Origin of the sequence: Aestuariivirga sp. (genome assembly GCF_041738905.1) — a bacterium.
GTDB lineage: Bacteria > Pseudomonadota > Alphaproteobacteria > Rhizobiales > Aestuariivirgaceae > Aestuariivirga.
In genome coordinates, this window is record NZ_JBGSOZ010000213.1 from 1 (window position 1) to 16,581 (window position 16,581).

Below are 16,581 nucleotides of genomic sequence, written 5' to 3' on the forward strand. Positions count from 1 at the left end.
GGGCGGAGCCGCAACCGGCAGGGCGGCAATCGCTGGCTCGACATTGGGCTGCGGAACGGCTTCGCCAGATGCGGCGGCCTCCTGCATCAGCGCGGCCACTTCCCGCAGGAAGGCAGCGCGTTCGGATGTGGACGGCTTGGCATAGATGGCGGTGCTGATCGTCTTCAGCATCGCGTCGACAACACGCCCGGCCATTTGCGATGAGCCGGTGTCGGTCTCATCTTCAGTTGCCGATGCTGCGGTCTCTTCAGCCGGAGAGGGTTCAGTCTCGTCCACCGGCTGTTCGGAAACAGAAGGGTCAGGATCCGGCGTGGCATCCGGTTCGATGAAGTCTTCGACTGACGCGACCACCAGTTCGGGCGCGGCAAGCATCTCGGGCTCTGCTGCGATCTCGATTGGCAGATCTGGCTCGAAACTGACTGCTTCGGGTTCGGCGGCTTGAAGCTCCGGTTCGTCCTGCTCAGGTTCCGCCATCATTTCGACGGATGACTGCTCCGGCTGAGCCGGTTCGTCCCAGCCCGCGATGAAAGGCTGCTGCGCGGGCCAGGTGATCGGCTCCGATGCAAATGAGGGAAGCGGCGGAGTTTCGTCGGCCGGGTCCTGCTGGAGAACAGCCTGGACTGCCTCCGGCTCCGGTTCTGCCGCCTCCGGGGGTGGCTCGTCGGCTTGCACACCATCCGGGACGTAGATGCCGAGTGGCGCGAAATCGGGAAGCGTGAAATTCGCCAGGGGTGCTTCCACGTCCTCGGAAACGGGTTCGGAAATCGGTTCGGAAACTGGCTCTGCCACACCCTCGTCCGATAATTCGGACGCTGCCGTGATCAATGATTCGGGTTCGGAACCGGGCTCGGGTTCGGGTTCAACCTCGGCCGGAATGTCCGGCACGATGGCCAACGCGACAGCCATCTCTTCTTCAACTGGAGACGGCGGAGACGGCAGTTCGAGACTGTCCGGCGAAACCACAGCTGCGGCGGCTGCGCCGCCCTTCAGCCGCGCAGTGAGGCGCTTGAAGGAATCGGCGGAAATGGTCCGGCCATTGGCACCCGATGCCGCTTTCGCAGGCTTGAGGTCCAGTCCGGCTGCCACAGCACTCGCGAGGGCTGCTGGCTCAGATGTGACGGCGTTCGGCAAAAGCATTCTCCACAAGCCGTAACAAAGCCCGGGAAGCGTCTAAAACTGCTTAAACTTGGAGGAGTTAGCACAAGGCACAGGCACCCGAGATGCAGTTATGGTTAATGAAGCCTCTCCACACGAAGCTTTGAAGGGCGCCAGAGCTTCACATTTTGGCTTCGATCCCCCAGATTGGAGCTCAGGAAAGCGAGAAACAGATGAGCAAGATCACCAAGACCGACGCCGAGTGGCGCCAGACACTGAGCCCGGAGGCCTTCCGCGTGCTGCGCGAACACGGAACCGAGCGCGCTGGAACGAGCCCCCTCAACAATGAGAAGCGGAGCGGCATGTTCGTCTGCGCAGGGTGCGGCAAGGAATTGTTCGCGTCGGACACCAAATATGAATCCGGCACCGGCTGGCCCAGTTTCTACGCGCCTGTGAGCGAGGGTGCGGTCGGCACATCGGAAGACCGCTCGTGGTTCTCGACTCGTACCGAGGTCCATTGTGCGGATTGCGGCGGGCACCTGGGGCATGTGTTTCCGGACGGGCCACGCCCCACGGGGCTGCGCTATTGCATGAACGGCGTGTCCCTCGCCTTCAAACCCGAGAAGGCCTGAGCCCATGAGCATTCCGAATGTGAAGCCGCCACGCGCGGAGAAGCACCCACGCGTGGAAACCTGGCACGGTTTTGAGAAGCGGGACGATTATCACTGGCTGAAGGCCGAGAACTGGCAGGAGGTGATGCACGATCCCTCTCTTCTGCCGCAGGACATCCGCGATGTGCTGGAAGGCGAGAATGCCTATCACGAAGCCGTCATGGCCGGCACGGTCGCCTTGCAGGAGAAACTCTTCGCCGAGATGAAGGGGCGCATCAAGGAGGACGATGCTTCGGTGCCCGCGCCCGACGGCGCCTATGATTATTACTCGTCCTTCGTGAAGGGCGGACAGCATCCGCGTTACTGCCGCAAGCCACGCGGCCAGCAGGGCCCCGAAGAACTGCTGCTCGATGGCAACGCTCTTGCCAAGGGCCGCGAATATTTCCGCTTCGGTGGCATGGACCTGACGCCCGACCACAAGCTGATCGCATGGTCCTTCGATGGCAATGGTTCGGAATTCTATGAGCTGCGCGTGCGCGATACATCGACCGGGCAGGATGCGGCTGACATTCTGGAGAACACGGCGGGCGGTGCCACCTGGGCGGCCGACGGCAAGAGCTTCTTCTACACATTGCAGGACGACAACCACCGGCCGCTGAAAACCTTCCGGCACGTGCTCGGCACGGCGCAGTCAGACGACGCGCTCATCTATGAGGAGAATGACACCGGAAAGTTCACCGGCGTTGGCAAGACGAACTCGGAAAAATTCATCCTGATAGATATCCACGATCACGACACGTCCGAAATCTGGATCATCGATGCGGACAAGCCGACGGAGGCGCCGAAGCTCATCGCGCCGCGCGCCGAGGGCATCGAGTACGATCTCGAACACTGGAACGACCGCTTCATCATCAAGACCAACGCGGGCGATTCCGAGGACTACAAGATCGTCACCGCGCCGGTGAGCAATCCCGGTCCTGAGAACTGGACCGACCTCGTTCCGCACCGGCCCGGCGTCTTCCTCGTCGGCTTCATCGTGCTGAAGAACTGGCTGATCCGCATGGAGCGCGAGAACGCGCTGCCGCGCATCGTGGTGCGCGACATGGCGACAGGCGAGGAACATGCCATTGCCTTCGATGAAGAAGCCTATTCGCTGGGCTTCGGCGAGATGAGGGAATTCGACACCGATACCCTGCGCTTCAGCTACTCCTCGATGACAACGCCGTCCCAGGTCTTCGACTACAATATGCGCGACCGCACGCGCGTGCTGCGCAAGACGCAGGAAGTGCCGAGTGGGCACAATCCAACGGACTATGTTACCCGTCGACTGCTGGCGCCCGCGCATGACGGCGAGATGATTCCGATGACGCTGCTCTACAGGAAGGGAACGCCGCTCGATGGCTCGGCCCCCTTGTGGCTCTATGGCTACGGCTCCTACGGAATTTCCATTCCGGCGGGGTTCAACACCAACATCCTGTCGCTCGCCGACCGTGGCTTCATCTATGCCATCGCGCATATTCGCGGCGGTCAGGAGAAGGGCCGGCGCTGGTACAAGACCGGCAAGCTGGAGCACAAGGCCAACACGTTCCGCGACTTCATTTCCTGCGGCGAGTTCCTCGTTTCGCAGGGCCTCACGCGCAAGGGCAACATCGTGGCGCAAGGCGGAAGTGCCGGGGGCATGCTGATGGGGGCTGTCGCCAACATGGCGCCCGACCTGTTCCGCGGCATCGTCGCGGAAGTGCCCTTTGTCGACGTGCTCACCACCATGCTGGACGATACGCTGCCGCTCACGCCGCCGGAGTGGCCCGAATGGGGCAACCCGCGCGACAGCAAGGCGGCCTACGAAAACATCGCCGCCTATTCGCCCTATGACCGCATCGAGGCCAAGCCCTATCCGCACATCCTTGCGGTCGGCGGCCTCACCGATCCGCGCGTCACCTACTGGGAACCCGCGAAGTGGGTGGCGAAGCTGCGCGAGATGAAGACCGACGACAACCTGCTGCTGTTCAAGACCAACATGGGTGCAGGCCACGGCGGCGCCTCGGGCCGCTTCGACAGATTGAAGGAAGTGGCGTTTGTGTATGCCTTCGGACTGAAGGTCGCGGGGATGACCGATGCTGCTTGATGCCGCAAAGGCAACGCTGCTCCTCGTCGACATGCAGGAGCGCCTGCTCCCTGCCATGTCGGGTGACGCGGATGTGGAGAAGCGCTGCGCCATCCTGCTCAAGGCGGCGCGGGCGCTCGATGTGCCCGTCACCGTCTCCGAGCAATATCCGAAGGGGCTGGGTCACACGGTGGCCGGCCTGAAGGCGGAGATCGGCAGCGCGCCGGTCTTCGAGAAGCTCGCCTTCTCGTGCTGGAAGGATGCCGCGATCAGGGACCACCTGATCGCCCACCATGAGGAGGCGCGTCCGATGGTCATCCTCGCCGGCATCGAGGCCCATGTCTGCGTGATGCAGACGGCGGCGGACCTGTCGGCCGCGGGCTTCGCCGTCTTTGCCGTGGCGGACGCCATGTCGTCGCGTGGCCCCTCCTCCCACGCGCTGGCGCTGGACCGGATGCGGCAGAACGGGGTGTCGGTGGTGAACACCGAAATGGTGGTCTTCGAGCTTCTGAAGCAGGCGGGAACGGCGGAATTCAAGGCGCTTTCGGCACTTGTACGTTAGGCGTCAAGATTTCGGTCATTTCGCCGAATTGACAATTGCCGCGGCCATTGCTCTCTAGGCCATAATCTGAGGAGTGTTTCATGGCCACCGCCGAATTCAACTGGGAAGACCCGCTCGATCTCGAATCGCAACTGACCGACGAGGAGCGGATGATCCGCGATGCGGCCCGCGCCTTCGCGCAGGACAAGCTGCAGCCGCGCGTGAAGTCGGCGTTCCGCGACGAGCGCTTCGACCGCGAGATCATGAACGAGATGGGCGAGATGGGCTTCCTCGGCGTGATGACGTCGAGTGAATATGGCGGCTCGGGCCTCGGCTACGTGGCCTATGGGCTGGTGGCGCGCGAAGTGGAGCGCGTCGATTCCGGCTACCGCTCGGCGATGAGCGTCCAGAACTCGCTCGTCATGCACCCGATCGAAGCCTATGGCACGGAGGCCCAGAAGAAGAAGTACCTGCCGAAGCTCGCGACCGGCGAATGGGTCGGCTGCTTCGGCCTGACCGAGCCCGATGCCGGCTCCGATCCCGGCGGCATGAAGACCCGCGCGAAGAAGATCGACGGCGGCTATGTGCTGAACGGCTCCAAGATGTGGATCTCGAATTCGCCCATCGCGGACGTGGCCGTCGTGTGGGGCAAGACCGAGGATGGCGTCATCCGCGGCTTCGTCGTCGAGCGTGGCATGAAGGGCTTCTCGACGCCCGTGATCGACGGCAAGATCTCGCTCCGCGCCTCGATCACCGGCGAGATCGTTCTCGACAACGTGGAAGTTCCGGACGATGCGCTGCTGCCCGATGCCAAGGGTCTCGGCGGTCCTTTCGGCTGCCTCAACAAGGCCCGCTTCGGCATCGCATGGGGCGTCATGGGCGCGGCGGAGGATTGCTGGTACCGCGCGCGGCAATACACGCTCGACCGCAAGCAGTTCGGCAAGCCGCTGGCCGCCACCCAGCTAGTGCAGAAGAAGCTGGCCGACATGCAGACCGAGATCGCGCTCGGCCTCCAGGGCTGCCTGGCGCTGGGGCGTGGCCTCGAGCGCGGCACGCTGGCGCCGCCCGCCATTTCGCTGATGAAGCGCAACAATTGCGGCAAGGCGCTGGACGTCGCGCGCATGGCCCGCGACATGCACGGCGGCAATGGCATCTCGGAAGAGTATCATGTGATCCGCCACATGGTGAACCTCGAGACGGTGAACACCTACGAGGGAACGCATGACGTCCACGCGCTGATCCTCGGCCGCGCCCAGACGGGGCTGCAAGCGTTCCAGTGACCGCCGTCATCACCATCGCCGATCCCGCCGACCCATCCGTCCGTGTACTGATCGATGCGCTCGATCAGTACATGATTCCGCTCTATCCAGCGGAGAGCAATCACCTGCTCGACATCGAGACGCTCAGGCAGCCTGAGATGCGGTTCTTCGCGGCCTTCGCAGGCGATGACGTGATGGGCTGTGGCGGCTGCTGGCTGCATGGTGACTATGCCGAGATCAAGCGCGTCTATGTGAGCCCCAGGGCGCGCGGCATGGGCCTGGCGAAGAAGCTCATGGACCGCATCGAGGCGGAAGCGCGCATGACAGGCCGGATGATCGCGCGGCTGGAAACCGGCATCCACCAGCCCGAGGCGCTGGGGCTTTACAGGAGGCTCGGCTACGCCGACCGCGGGCCTTTCGGCGACTACGCGGAAGATCCCAACAGCGTCTTCATGGAGAGGCTGCTGGCGTGATGGAGCCCTTCCCGCTGATCGACATTTCAGGCGCGCCGCGCGATCGCGGCGTGATGTATGGCGAACAGGCGAAGGCCCGGATTGAAAAGAGCGTGGCGCTCTATCGCGGGCGGCTGGAACGGATCGGGCTTTCCGCTTCTCGCGTGACGGAGTTGGTACAACTCTACCTTCCGCAGATGCGGGCGTTCGGCGCGCAGTATGTGGAGGAGATGGAGGGCATCGCCGATGGCTCTGGCTGCTCGCTCGACGATATCGTGCTGGTCAATGCCCGCACCGAGATCGTGGCGCTGGCCCGCAAGCAGGAACCGGTGAAGGACGGTTGCACCGGCATCGTGATCCTTCCCACGCATTCCGCGACGGGCCAGATCATCCACGCACAGAACTGGGACTGGCTCGCGGCCTGCGCCGAGACGGCCGTCGTGCTGCGCATCCGACGCGATGATGGCCCCGACATCCTGACATTCACCGAAGCCGGTGGCCTCGCACGCTCCGGCTTGAATGCGGCGGGCATCGCCATCACGGCCAATTATCTCGAAAGCGACCGCGACTTTGCCCAATCAGGCGTGCCGCTGCCGCTGATCCGCCGCAAGGTGTTGGAGCAGCAGCATTTCGCGCCCGCCATCGAGGCCGTGGTTGGAACGCCCAAGGCATGCTCCAACAACATGATCCTGTCGACGGCTGAAGGCTTCGCGGTCGATCTCGAATGCGCGCCGGACGAGGCCTTTCCGCTTCACGCGGAGCGTGGCCGCATCGTCCACGCCAATCACTGGCTCAGTCCAATCGCATTGTCGAAACTCAAGGACACCGGCCTCGCCTCGGTGCCCGACAGCCTCTACCGCGACCGCCGCGTGATGGACCTTCTCCCGGAACGGCCGGGGCTCGACGACGTGAAGCGCGCCCTCTTCGACGATTTCGGAACGCCCTATGCCGTCTGCCGCCCGCCCCTCACCGAGAGCGATGGCAATCTTGGGGCCACCGTCGCGATGATCGTGATGGAACCGGCTGAGCGCCGCATGCAGATCTGCCCCATGCCGGCGCTCAATCGGGACTACACGGCCTATACGCTTTAGGCCTTGGACTGGAAGATCACGAAGATCTTGCGGAGGTAGTCTTCCGACTTCCAGCTGTTGGGCGTGCCCATCGGCACGAAGAAGGTGTCGCCCGCCTTGAAGGTCTGAACCGTGCCCGCGCCATCGTCCATGATGACGGAGCCTTCGAGCAGGTGCATCAATTCGTGGCGGGGGAAATCGATGAGCTTGCGGGTGTAGCCAGTCGTGTCCCACACGCCGATGTTCAGCTGGCCCGTGGCATCGGTGAAGTAATCATGGCCGTGCTGGGTGGGCACCGGCGACAGGAGCATGGCTGCTGCAGGCGGGGTCGACGGCGCGAGCGTCACCTTCGGATCGATCTTCATCGCATGGAGCGGGCCCTTGTTCGCAAGGCCGGAGGCATCTTCATGGATGACGAAGAACTTCTTCACATGGGATGGCTGGGTCCAGCGGCAGCGCAGGCCCTTGGGGATGATGAAGCTCTCGCCCGCCTTGACGGAGAGCGTGCGATCCTCCTCGACGATGACAATCTCACCTTCCAGAACGGTCATGAACTCGTTCACCGGATAGTCCATCCAGCGGCTTTCGTTCGCGCCCTGTTCCCAGATGCCGGCGGAAAGCCCCCGTGCCTTGTCTTCGAACAGGACGCGCCCGTTCTGCTTGCGGCTCCCCGAAACGACGTCGGCTTCGGCAAAGTCGTCCCAAGGTTCCATGGGAGTTGCGGGGTCAAATGGGATGATGGCGGGTTTTGTCATGTTTTCTCCTCTAACCCCGATCCTAGCGAGGTTCCTTGCACGATCAAGCGTCAGCGACTAGATAAGGCTTCCATTTCAAGGAGGAACGAACATGGCTCTCGAACTGCCCGCCCTTCCCTATGCTTATGACGCACTTGCCCCCTACATGTCGAAGGAAACCCTCGAGTTCCACCACGACAAGCATCACATGGCCTATGTGACCAACGGCAACAATGCGCTGAAGGATTCGCCGCTTGCCTCGCTCTCGATCGAGGAGATCTGCAAGAAGGCCTTCGCCGACAAGTCCGCGCCGCTCATCAACAACGTGGGCCAGCACTACAACCACATCCATTTCTGGTCGTGGATGAAGCCCAATGGCGGCGGCAAGAAGATCCCCGCCAAGCTGCAGGCCGCCATCGACAGCGACCTCGGCGGCTTTGACAAGATGCGCGCCGACTTCGTGCAGGCCGGCCTCACGCAGTTCGGCTCCGGCTGGTGCTGGATCGCTGTCAAGGACGGCAAGCTCGCCATCACGAAGACGCCGAACGGCGAGAACCCCCTGATGCACGGCGCCTCGCCCATCCTCGGCTGCGACGTGTGGGAACACAGCTATTACATCGACTACCGCAACCTCCGTCAGAAGTATCTCGAGGCCTTCGTCGACAACCTCGTGAACTGGGAATACGTCGAAGAGATGTATTCCAAGGCCTGACGGCCCGGCCGATCACGTCATGGAGCGGCCGGGCCTCGTCCCGGCCGTTTTCGCGATCACGCCGCGCAAGTCAGCGAAAATCTTGCCGAAACCCGTTTCAAGCCGAAGGATATCAGATCTTGGTTCCAGTCTTTGACGGACACAACGACGTGCTGCTTCGCCTCTGGCTCAAGAAGGCGGGCGATCCCGTCGAAGCCTTCGTGAAAGGCGACGGCGAAGGTCATCTCGACCTCCCGCGCATGATCAAGGGTGACTTTGCCGGCGGCTTCTTCGCCATCTTCGTGCCGAGCCCCGAAGACAAGGACTGGACCGACGACGAGGAGGCCAATCCGCCGCCCGCCAACCAGGTGGCGCAGCTTGCGGCCCTTGCAACAACCATCGGCATGGCCTCCCTGCTGTTCCGCATCGAGCAGGCCTCCGGGGACAAGTTCAAGGTGTGCCGTACGGCGGCCGAGATCAGGACCGCAATAGCTGCGGGCCAAGTGGCCGCCATCTTCCACATTGAGGGCGTCGAGGCGATCGATGCGGACCTCAAGGCGCTGGATGTGCTGCACCAGGCGGGCCTGCGCTCGCTGGGTCCTGTCTGGAGCCGTGACAATATCTTCGGGCATGGCGTGCCGTTCCGCTTTCCTTCCTCCGGCGATACCGGCCCTGGCCTCACCGAGGCCGGCAAGGCGCTCATCCGCCGCTGCAACGCGCTCAACATCATGGTCGACCTCTCGCACCTGAACGAAAAGGGCTTCTGGGATGTGGCGGAGATCAGCACCGCACCTCTGGTCGCCACCCACTCCAACGCTCACGCGCTCTGTGCATCATCGCGCAACCTCACCGATGACCAGATCAAAGCCATCGGCAAGTCGGGCGGCATGATCGGCCTCAACTTCGCCAATGGCTTCCTGCGCGCCGACGGCAAGTGGATGAGCGAGAACGGCCTCGACACGATGATGCGCCACCTCGATCACCTGATGAAGCATGCGGGCGAGGACCATGTGGGCCTCGGCTCCGATTTTGATGGCGCGCGCATCCCCGCCCAGATCGGTGACGTAACGGGACTGACCAATCTCACCAGCGCCATGACGGCGCATGGATACGGCCAGGAACTCGTGAACAAGCTCGCGTCCGAAAACTGGATGAAGGTTCTGGAACGCACCTGGGGCAGTTGAGATTTATCCCGGCCTGACGTACCGCCTATTGCGGCCGGCAGACCTTCACCCTTTGTGAAAATGGGAAAAATGGTGAATAATGTTCATTCCGAACATCATGGGATGGCAACAGCGCGTTTAAATGAACAAGTCTCTTTGTATGGCCTTCGTTTTCATATGCCTGTCAGGTGCAGCAAGTGCGGTCAGGGCTGAAGTGATCAACTGCGTCATTGATCGCGGAAATCTCTGCTTTCCATCACGCTGCAACAATACAGTGAAAAATGAGCGGATGATCATAGACCTTGGCACGAACAGCTATCGCTATTGTCCATCGCGCTATTCCGATGACAAGTGCATCTCCGAACCCATGACCTTTTCAATTCAGGAAACAGTCATAACCGGCGTCGCTCCTGGCGCCCGCGAGACATCACCACGGACTATATTCCTCAATCGGAACACGGGCAGCCTGACGACATCGCTTCTGTCTCTGGGCGGCATAGCAGCCATCGATTTCGGCAACTGCGAATTGCGCCGGTAATTTCGAGTTTCGCTGCAACGGCGAATCGGCCTGGTACCAAAATCGCAGGGCTGCTGGCAGCGCTCCAGGCATTGCAAGGGTCTATTAGCAGTGCTAATAATCGACCATGAAACTTGCCGAATGGCTCATTAATAGCGGGACATCGCAATCCGAGCTCGCGCGGCGCCTTGGAATAACCCAGGGACGCGTGTCGCAGATCGTGAGTGGCGCCGTGCCATCGCTGGAACTTGCCAAGAAGATTGCTGCCGCCACTGGAAACAAGGTGCGGCCCGAGGATTTTGGAGATCAGGACATGCCGAAGGAACAGAAACTCGACACCGTCGAGGACGCCATCAAGGCCATTGCCGACGGGGAAATGGTTGTCGTGGTCGATGACGATGACCGCGAGAACGAAGGCGATCTCATCGCCGCTGCCGCCAAGATCACGCCTGAGCAGATGGCGCTCATGGTGCGCCACGGCACCGGCATCGTCTGCCTGCCGATCACGGCGGAAGATGCAAAGCGGCTGAGGCTCGATCCCATGGTAGCGCTGAACAATGCACCGATGGGCACGGCCTTCACTGTTTCTATCGACTACAAGGATGGCCTCACCACCGGCATCTCTGCAAGAGAGCGCACCGCGACGGCGCATGCGCTGGCCAACCGCAATGTGGCGGCAGAGGATTTCGTGCGGCCCGGACACATGTTCCCGCTCGTTGCGAAGTCTGGCGGCGTCCTGATGCGCTCGGGCCATACCGAGGCCGCCGTCGATCTCGTCAAGCTCGCGGGCCTCCCGCCGGTGGGCGTGATCTGCGAACTCGTCAATGACGACGGCAGCGTGAAGCGTGGGCCGGAGGTTCTGGCCTTTGCGCGTGAGCATGGACAGAAGATCATCTCGGTCGCCGACCTCATCGCCTATCGACAGCGCCGCGAGCGGCTGGTCGAACAGACAGCGCAGTTCGATGTCGAAACCGCCATCGGCACAGCCAAGGGCTATTCCTATGTAACGCCCTTCGACCAGGTGGAACAGCTGGCTCTGGTGTTTGGCAATGTCACCTCGGGAAAGAACATCCCTGTGCGCCTCCATCGCGAGAACGTGCTGGAAGACGTGTTCGGCACGCGCGCCACGCTCAGCAAGGTGTTCGACATCTTCAAGCGCGAGGGTGCAGGCATCCTCGTCTATCTGCAGGAAGGTGCTGCGGGCGTGCCGGCGGGCCAGCTCGCCACCGAAAAGTCAGGCAGCGCCAAGCAGCGTGAACAGGCCTGGCGCGACGTGGGCCTCGGCGCCCAGATCCTGCGCGATCTCAACGTCACCTCCATCCGTCTCTTGTCATCCTCGAACCGTCATTATGTCGGGCTGTCGGGTTTCGGCATCGAAATCAGCGAAACCATCAAGCTCGAAGGATAGGGCTTTCGCTGAACCTCAAGGCTTACTAGTCTTGGTGCCATGCTGCGTGCGCGCCAGAAGACAGACAAGGGTGACCAGCCGATCCTGATCGGCTGGCGAGAGAAGGTGAGCCTGCCGAAATTGGGCGTGGGGACCTTCACTGCCAAGATCGACACAGGTGCCCGTTCAGCCGCTCTTCATGCGACCGACATCCTGCAGGTCAATGACCGGGTCACCTTCGTGGTGCCGATGAAGGGGCGGAACCATCATTGCGTATTGCCGCTCAAGGGCATGCGCGTGGTGAAGAGTTCCAGCGGCCACTCCGAGACCCGCGCCGTCGTCGAAACCGAAGTGAAGATCGGCCGCAAGCGCCTCACCATCGAGGTGACGCTCACCAACCGCACCGACATGGGCGTTGCCATGCTGCTGGGGCGTGCGAGCCTCGGGGCCGGTTTTCTCGTTCACCCCGCAAAGACCAACATTCTGTCCGCCAGGAAACGCAAGGCATCATGAAGATCGCGCTGCTGACCCGCAATCCCAAGCTCTATTCACACCAGCGCCTGATCGAAACCGCCACGAAGCGCGGGCACCAGATGGTGCCCATCGACTATCTCAAATGCTACATGAACATCACGTCGAAGAAGCCGGAGCTGCGCTATCAGGGCGAGAAGCTCGAAGGTTTTGACGCAGTGATCCCCAGGATCGGAGCATCGCACACGTTCTACGGCCTGGCGGTGCTGCGGCAGTTCGAGATGATGGGCGTCTATCCGGTCAACGAATCGGTCGCTATTGGTCGCTCGCGCGACAAGCTCAGGTCGTTGCAGCTTCTGGCGCGCGACGGCGTGGGCCTTCCCGTCACCGCCTTCGCGCATGATTCGAAGCGCACCGACGATCTTCTGGGCATCGTCGGCGGCGCACCCGTGGTCATCAAGCTGCTCGAAGGCACGCAAGGCATCGGCGTGGTGCTGAGCGAGACGCACAAGTCGGCAAAATCGGTGATCGAGGCCTTCCATGGCGCCGACGTGGCGATCCTGGTTCAGGAGTTCATCAAGGAGGCGGAAGGCCGCGACATCCGCGCTTTCGTCGTCGGGCGGAAGCTCATCGCCACCATGGAACGCAAGGGCGCGAAGGACGACTTCCGCTCCAACCTGCATCGCGGCGGATCGGCCAACGAAATCGAACTTACACCGATCGAGAAAACGACCGCGCTGAAGGCGGCGCGCTCGATGGGGTTGAACGTTGCCGGCGTCGACATGCTGCGTTCGGCACATGGCCCGGTGGTAATGGAAGTCAATTCATCGCCGGGTCTCGAAGGCATCGAAAAGGCCACGGGCGTCGATGTGGCGCTGGCCATCATCCGCTTTGCGGAGCGCAATGCGGAACCGGGGCGCACTCGCACGAAGGGCAAGGGGTGAGCGCCTTCATCATCGGCGAGCACGAGATCGCACGCGGTTCGCGGGCGGTCGTGGACCTGCCCGTCAGCGCGCTATCAAACCACACGCGCGTGACGATTCCCGTCCAGATCGTCCATGGCGCGGAGGCCGGACCCGTCATCTTCCTCGCGGGCGCCATTCATGGCGACGAGATCCAGGGCGTCGAGATCATCCGCCGCATTCTGGTGCATCCCTCGCTCCACAAGCTCAGGGGCACGGTGCTGGCGGTGCCCATCGTCAACAGCTTCGGCTTTCTCAATCATACACGCTACATGCCGGACCGGCGTGACCTCAATCGCTCCTTTCCGGGTTCAGACCGCGGCTCTCTGGCGAGCCTCGTGGCCGATCTCTTCTTTCGCGAAGTGGTTTTGCGGAGCCAGTATGGCATCGATTTCCACACGGCCGCACTTCATCGCACCAACCTGCCGCAGGTTCGGCTGGTACCCGATGAGCCGGAACTGCTGCGCATGGCGGAGGCGTTTGCGCCGCCGGTGATCCTGATTTCCAAGCTGCGCGAAAAATCGCTGCGCTTGAGTGCGGGTGAAGCGGGAGTGAAAGTCCTGCTCTATGAGGGCGGCGAAGCGCTTCGCTTCGATGAGTTGGCAATTGATGCCGGCGTGAAGGGCTGCCTCCGCGTGATGTCTTATTTCGGCATGATCGAGCCGGTCCCGCGCAAAGCCGTGCCGGACACGGTATTCTCTGACAGCAGCAGTTGGGTCAGGGCACCTGAAGGCGGCATCCTCCACACCATGCGCCGGACCGGCGACCGCGTGGGCCGCCGCGAGGTGATCGGGGTCGTCGCCGATCCGCTCGGCGCCAATTCCATTCCCGTGGTGGCGGATGACGATGGCATCATCGTCGGGCGCACCAATCTTCCTATCGTCAATCGTGGTGACGCGCTGTTTCACATCGCCAGGGCAAAACCACTGGCCTCGATTCGCTCGCAATCCGATATGGCTGTCGCTCTCTTCGACGAAGACGAGATCATCTGATCTCGGCCGGCCTCCGTCAGGATCCCTTGCCTTCGCCGAGCGGGTAGGAGAAGGCAGCATCGCCCCACACGTCTTTCACCCGCGCATCGCGGCCGCACCCTTCGCGGTAACGCTTGTAGGCCTCGGACTGCCTGATCAAGCCGAAGCGGGTGAGTACCCGGCCATCGCCCTGATAGTAATTCTGGTGATACTCCTCGGCGGGAAAGAACGACGGATTGTCGCCAAGCTTCACCGCCACAGGCTGCTTCAGGTCTGCCGCTGCAGCATCAAGCGCACGGGTCGCGGCTGCCTTCTGTTCAGCGCTGACAGGGAACAGCGCCGGGATGTAGCTGTCACCCCGGTCACAGAACTGGCCGCCGCCGTCGGTCACGTCGATGGTGCGAAGGAAGTGAGCTGTGAGCGCCTCGTAGCTGATGATGGCAGGATCGAATTCCACCTTCACTGCCTCGGTATAGCCTTCGTGGCTCTTGTAGGTCGGCGCAGGCGTGGTGCCACCGGCATAGCCTGAGATGGTATCCGTCACCCCCTTCACGTGGTCCATGTCGGATTCCACGCACCAGAAACAGCCGCCGGCGAAGATGGCGGTGTCGGCCATGGCAGGTGCTGCCGACACTGCGGCGGTGAGGACGGCGGCCAGCGAGACGGCATGGAAAAGTTTGCGCATGATGATGACTCCTTGCGCACTTAATACCTGCCGCGGCGGTTTTGATCCCTACACAAGGCCACACAATGCCGTGAGGCAGGTCAGCGCCTGGTAAAGCCCCCCAGGATGCCGCGCACGATGGCCGAGCTGATGGAGCGGCCCACCGAAGACCCAAGCTGGCGGCCAACGGAGCTCGCCACGTTCTTCATGATGCGGTCGGTCATGGTCTCCTTCGCGGCCTCCTTCGCATCGATCTTGGCCTGCTTCTCGGCTTCCTTCTGGGCGATGGCCTCCTGCTTGGCCGCCTCGCGCGCGGCCACCTTTTTCTGCAGCAGCTCGTAGGCCGACTCACGGTCCTCGGTCTGCTCGTAGCTGCCATAGACCGGAGAGTTCCTGACGATCTTCTGGCGCTCTTCGGGCGTGATAGTTCCAAGCCTGCTGGAGGGTGGGCGCACCATCGTGCGCTCCACCATGGTCGGAACGCCCTTGGGATCGAGCACTGACACAAGTGCCTCACCCTTGCCGAGTTGCGTGATCACCTCCTCCGTCTTGAAGGCCGGATTGGGCCTGAAGGTGGAGGCTGCCGTCTGAACGGCCTTCTGTTCGCGCGGCGTATAGGCGCGAAGCGCGTGCTGCACGCGGTTGCCCATCTGCGCCAGAACGCTTTCAGGAATATCGAGCGGGTTCTGCGTGACGAAATAGATGCCGACACCCTTGGAGCGGATGAGCTTCACCGTCTGCTCGATCTTCTGCAACAGACCGGGAGGCGCTTCATCGAAGAGGAGATGCGCCTCATCGAAGAAGAACACCATCTTCGGCTTCTCGGGGTCACCCGCTTCCGGCATCGTCTCGAAAAGCTCCGACATCATCCACAGCAGGAAGGTGGCGTAGAGCTGCGGCGAGTTGATGAGCTTGTCGGCGGCCAGCACGTTCATGTAGCCCTTGCCGTTGACGGTCGTGCGCATGAAGTCCTTTATGTCGAGCGCCGGCTCGCCGAAGAACTTGTCGCCGCCTTGCTCCTCAAGCACCACGAGGCGGCGCTGGATGGCGCCGATCGTCGGCGCGGTGACGTTGCCATATTCGGTCATCAATTCGCGGCCACGCTCGCCGAGGTCCATCAGCAGGGCGCGAAGGTCCTTCAGGTCGAGCAGTGCCAGGCCTTCCTGGTCGGCAATCTTGAAGGCGATGTTGAGGGCACCTTCCTGCGCGTCCGACAGGCCCATGAGGCGCGACAGCATGAGGGGGCCCATCTCGGTGATGGTGGTGCGGATCGGGTGGCCCTGCTCGCCGAAGACATCCCAGAAGATGGTGGGCGTTGCCTCGAAGCCGTAGTCGTCGAAGCCGATGGTCTTGGCGCGTTCGATGAGGAAGTCCTTGGGCTCTCCTTCCATGCAGATGCCCGAAAGGTCACCCTTCACGTCGGCGGCGAAGACCGGCACGCCGGCATTGGTGAATCCCTCGGCCATGATCTGAAGCGTGACCGTCTTGCCGGTGCCGGTGGCGCCGGTGACGAGGCCATGGCGATTCGCCATGCCGAGGAACAATTCCTCGCGCTTCGTGCTCTTGCCGATGAAGATGGACGTGTCGGACATGAATCGTGTTCCCCGGAAAGTGGTCTTCTTGGCTGCTCAACTTGCTATAAAGAGAGTCGACACGCAATTGCCCAGCAGGATGACAGATGCAAGACCTCATTGATCGAATTGTGATGGCGACGGGCCTGGCACCAGAAAAGGCGACCCATGCCCTTGGAATCGTTCTCAATCTTATCCACACGCAGGGTAACCAGAACAAGGTGGCAGAACTGTTCGACAAGCTGCCCGGCGCGATCGACCTTGCGAAGGCGCATGGCGCCGATGGCGCGGGCGGCGGCGGCGGGCTTCTCGGCATGC

General features: G+C 62.2%; 16 protein-coding genes and 2 pseudogenes. 14 read left to right on the forward strand and 4 right to left on the reverse strand.

Annotated features, from left to right (window positions below):
• Window positions 1-1,131, reverse strand: a pseudogene (locus ACEW8Q_RS20935) (hypothetical protein); the annotation flags it as partial.
• A gap of 197 nt (window positions 1,132-1,328) precedes the next feature.
• Between ACEW8Q_RS20935 and msrB the strand changes: the two are divergent.
• The 6 genes from msrB to ACEW8Q_RS20965 all read left to right on the forward strand — a co-directional run bounded on the left by msrB (window position 1,329) and on the right by ACEW8Q_RS20965 (window position 7,153).
• Entirely contained in the window at window positions 1,329-1,727 is a 399-nt protein-coding gene (gene msrB / locus ACEW8Q_RS20940) for a peptide-methionine (R)-S-oxide reductase MsrB (protein ID WP_373506010.1), read from the forward strand.
• A gap of 4 nt (window positions 1,728-1,731) precedes the next feature.
• Window positions 1,732-3,831, forward strand: coding sequence for a S9 family peptidase (locus ACEW8Q_RS20945; RefSeq protein WP_373506011.1), 2,100 nt, complete (start codon window positions 1,732-1,734; stop codon window positions 3,829-3,831).
• The gene (locus ACEW8Q_RS20950) at window positions 3,821-4,372 is read left to right on the forward strand and encodes an isochorismatase family protein (RefSeq protein ID WP_373506012.1); all 552 of its coding nucleotides are present in this window, start codon (window positions 3,821-3,823) and stop codon (window positions 4,370-4,372) included. The genes ACEW8Q_RS20945 and ACEW8Q_RS20950 overlap by 11 nt, the downstream gene beginning before the upstream one ends.
• 80 nt (window positions 4,373-4,452) lie before the next feature.
• Window positions 4,453-5,631, forward strand: coding sequence for an acyl-CoA dehydrogenase (locus tag ACEW8Q_RS20955; RefSeq protein ID WP_373506013.1), 1,179 nt, complete (start codon window positions 4,453-4,455; stop codon window positions 5,629-5,631).
• A complete protein-coding gene (locus ACEW8Q_RS20960) occupies window positions 5,628-6,083 on the forward strand; it encodes a GNAT family N-acetyltransferase (protein ID WP_373506014.1) in 456 nt (151 codons plus the stop codon). Before ACEW8Q_RS20955 ends, ACEW8Q_RS20960 begins: the two co-directional genes overlap by 4 nt.
• The gene (locus ACEW8Q_RS20965) at window positions 6,083-7,153 is read left to right on the forward strand and encodes a C45 family autoproteolytic acyltransferase/hydolase (protein ID WP_373506025.1); all 1,071 of its coding nucleotides are present in this window, start codon (window positions 6,083-6,085) and stop codon (window positions 7,151-7,153) included. The genes ACEW8Q_RS20960 and ACEW8Q_RS20965 overlap by 1 nt, the downstream gene beginning before the upstream one ends.
• Here the strand turns inward: ACEW8Q_RS20965 and ACEW8Q_RS20970 are convergent.
• Window positions 7,150-7,887 carry a cupin domain-containing protein gene (locus ACEW8Q_RS20970; RefSeq protein WP_373506015.1) on the reverse strand — a complete coding sequence of 246 codons (738 nt, stop codon included), beginning with the start codon at window positions 7,885-7,887 and terminating at the stop codon, window positions 7,150-7,152. The genes ACEW8Q_RS20965 and ACEW8Q_RS20970 overlap by 4 nt on opposite strands.
• A gap of 91 nt (window positions 7,888-7,978) precedes the next feature.
• Here ACEW8Q_RS20970 and ACEW8Q_RS20975 point away from each other — a divergent pair, with 91 nt between their 5' ends.
• The 7 genes from ACEW8Q_RS20975 to ACEW8Q_RS21005 all read left to right on the forward strand — a co-directional run bounded on the left by ACEW8Q_RS20975 (window position 7,979) and on the right by ACEW8Q_RS21005 (window position 14,049).
• On the forward strand, window positions 7,979-8,578 hold the full coding sequence (locus ACEW8Q_RS20975; RefSeq protein ID WP_373506016.1) for a superoxide dismutase: 600 nt from the start codon (window positions 7,979-7,981) through the stop codon (window positions 8,576-8,578).
• A 119-nt stretch (window positions 8,579-8,697) separates the two neighbouring features.
• A complete protein-coding gene (locus tag ACEW8Q_RS20980) occupies window positions 8,698-9,741 on the forward strand; it encodes a dipeptidase (protein ID WP_373506017.1) in 1,044 nt (347 codons plus the stop codon).
• A 121-nt stretch (window positions 9,742-9,862) separates the two neighbouring features.
• The gene (locus ACEW8Q_RS20985; protein ID WP_373506018.1) at window positions 9,863-10,258 is read left to right on the forward strand and encodes a hypothetical protein; all 396 of its coding nucleotides are present in this window, start codon (window positions 9,863-9,865) and stop codon (window positions 10,256-10,258) included.
• 106 nt (window positions 10,259-10,364) lie between these two features.
• Window positions 10,365-11,645 carry a 3,4-dihydroxy-2-butanone-4-phosphate synthase gene (gene ribB, locus ACEW8Q_RS20990; RefSeq protein ID WP_373506019.1) on the forward strand — a complete coding sequence of 427 codons (1,281 nt, stop codon included), beginning with the start codon at window positions 10,365-10,367 and terminating at the stop codon, window positions 11,643-11,645.
• 39 nt (window positions 11,646-11,684) lie between these two features.
• Window positions 11,685-12,137, forward strand: a complete 453-nt coding sequence (locus tag ACEW8Q_RS20995) for an ATP-dependent zinc protease (protein WP_373506020.1) — start codon at window positions 11,685-11,687, stop codon at window positions 12,135-12,137.
• Entirely contained in the window at window positions 12,134-13,039 is a 906-nt protein-coding gene (gene rimK, locus ACEW8Q_RS21000) for a 30S ribosomal protein S6--L-glutamate ligase (RefSeq protein ID WP_373506021.1), read from the forward strand. Before ACEW8Q_RS20995 ends, rimK begins: the two co-directional genes overlap by 4 nt.
• Window positions 13,036-14,049 (forward strand): succinylglutamate desuccinylase/aspartoacylase family protein, encoded by a 1,014-nt coding sequence (locus ACEW8Q_RS21005; protein WP_373506022.1) that lies wholly within the window; start codon window positions 13,036-13,038, stop codon window positions 14,047-14,049. The genes rimK and ACEW8Q_RS21005 overlap by 4 nt, the downstream gene beginning before the upstream one ends.
• 16 nt (window positions 14,050-14,065) lie before the next feature.
• On the opposite strand, the gene msrA is transcribed toward ACEW8Q_RS21005, so the two are convergent.
• Window positions 14,066-14,713, reverse strand: coding sequence for a peptide-methionine (S)-S-oxide reductase MsrA (gene msrA / locus ACEW8Q_RS21010; RefSeq protein WP_373506023.1), 648 nt, complete (start codon window positions 14,711-14,713; stop codon window positions 14,066-14,068).
• Between the two features lie 80 nt (window positions 14,714-14,793).
• The gene (locus ACEW8Q_RS21015) at window positions 14,794-16,284 is read right to left on the reverse strand and encodes a helicase HerA-like C-terminal domain-containing protein (protein ID WP_373506024.1); all 1,491 of its coding nucleotides are present in this window, start codon (window positions 16,282-16,284) and stop codon (window positions 14,794-14,796) included.
• 86 nt (window positions 16,285-16,370) lie between these two features.
• On the opposite strand from ACEW8Q_RS21015, the pseudogene ACEW8Q_RS21020 reads away from it, so the two are divergent.
• Window positions 16,371-16,581, forward strand: a pseudogene (locus ACEW8Q_RS21020) (DUF2267 domain-containing protein); the annotation flags it as partial.

Bases quoted from the DNA above. Each gene is read 5' to 3' on its own strand.
- ribB (WP_373506019.1), top strand. From the start codon at position 10,365: ATGAAACTTGCCGAATGGCTCATTAATAGCGGGACATCGCAATCCGAG.
- ACEW8Q_RS20950 (WP_373506012.1), top strand. From the start codon at position 3,821: ATGCTGCTTGATGCCGCAAAGGCAACGCTGCTCCTCGTCGACATGCAG.
- ACEW8Q_RS20965 (WP_373506025.1), top strand. From the start codon at position 6,083: ATGGAGCCCTTCCCGCTGATCGACATTTCAGGCGCGCCGCGCGATCGC.
- rimK (WP_373506021.1), top strand. From the start codon at position 12,134: ATGAAGATCGCGCTGCTGACCCGCAATCCCAAGCTCTATTCACACCAG.
- ACEW8Q_RS20970 (WP_373506015.1), bottom strand. From the start codon at position 7,887: ATGACAAAACCCGCCATCATCCCATTTGACCCCGCAACTCCCATGGAA.
- ACEW8Q_RS20995 (WP_373506020.1), top strand. From the start codon at position 11,685: ATGCTGCGTGCGCGCCAGAAGACAGACAAGGGTGACCAGCCGATCCTG.
- ACEW8Q_RS20985 (WP_373506018.1), top strand. From the start codon at position 9,863: ATGAACAAGTCTCTTTGTATGGCCTTCGTTTTCATATGCCTGTCAGGT.
- ACEW8Q_RS20955 (WP_373506013.1), top strand. From the start codon at position 4,453: ATGGCCACCGCCGAATTCAACTGGGAAGACCCGCTCGATCTCGAATCG.
- ACEW8Q_RS20945 (WP_373506011.1), top strand. From the start codon at position 1,732: ATGAGCATTCCGAATGTGAAGCCGCCACGCGCGGAGAAGCACCCACGC.
- ACEW8Q_RS20975 (WP_373506016.1), top strand. From the start codon at position 7,979: ATGGCTCTCGAACTGCCCGCCCTTCCCTATGCTTATGACGCACTTGCC.
- msrA (WP_373506023.1), bottom strand. From the start codon at position 14,713: ATGCGCAAACTTTTCCATGCCGTCTCGCTGGCCGCCGTCCTCACCGCC.
- msrB (WP_373506010.1), top strand. From the start codon at position 1,329: ATGAGCAAGATCACCAAGACCGACGCCGAGTGGCGCCAGACACTGAGC.
- ACEW8Q_RS21015 (WP_373506024.1), bottom strand. From the start codon at position 16,284: ATGTCCGACACGTCCATCTTCATCGGCAAGAGCACGAAGCGCGAGGAA.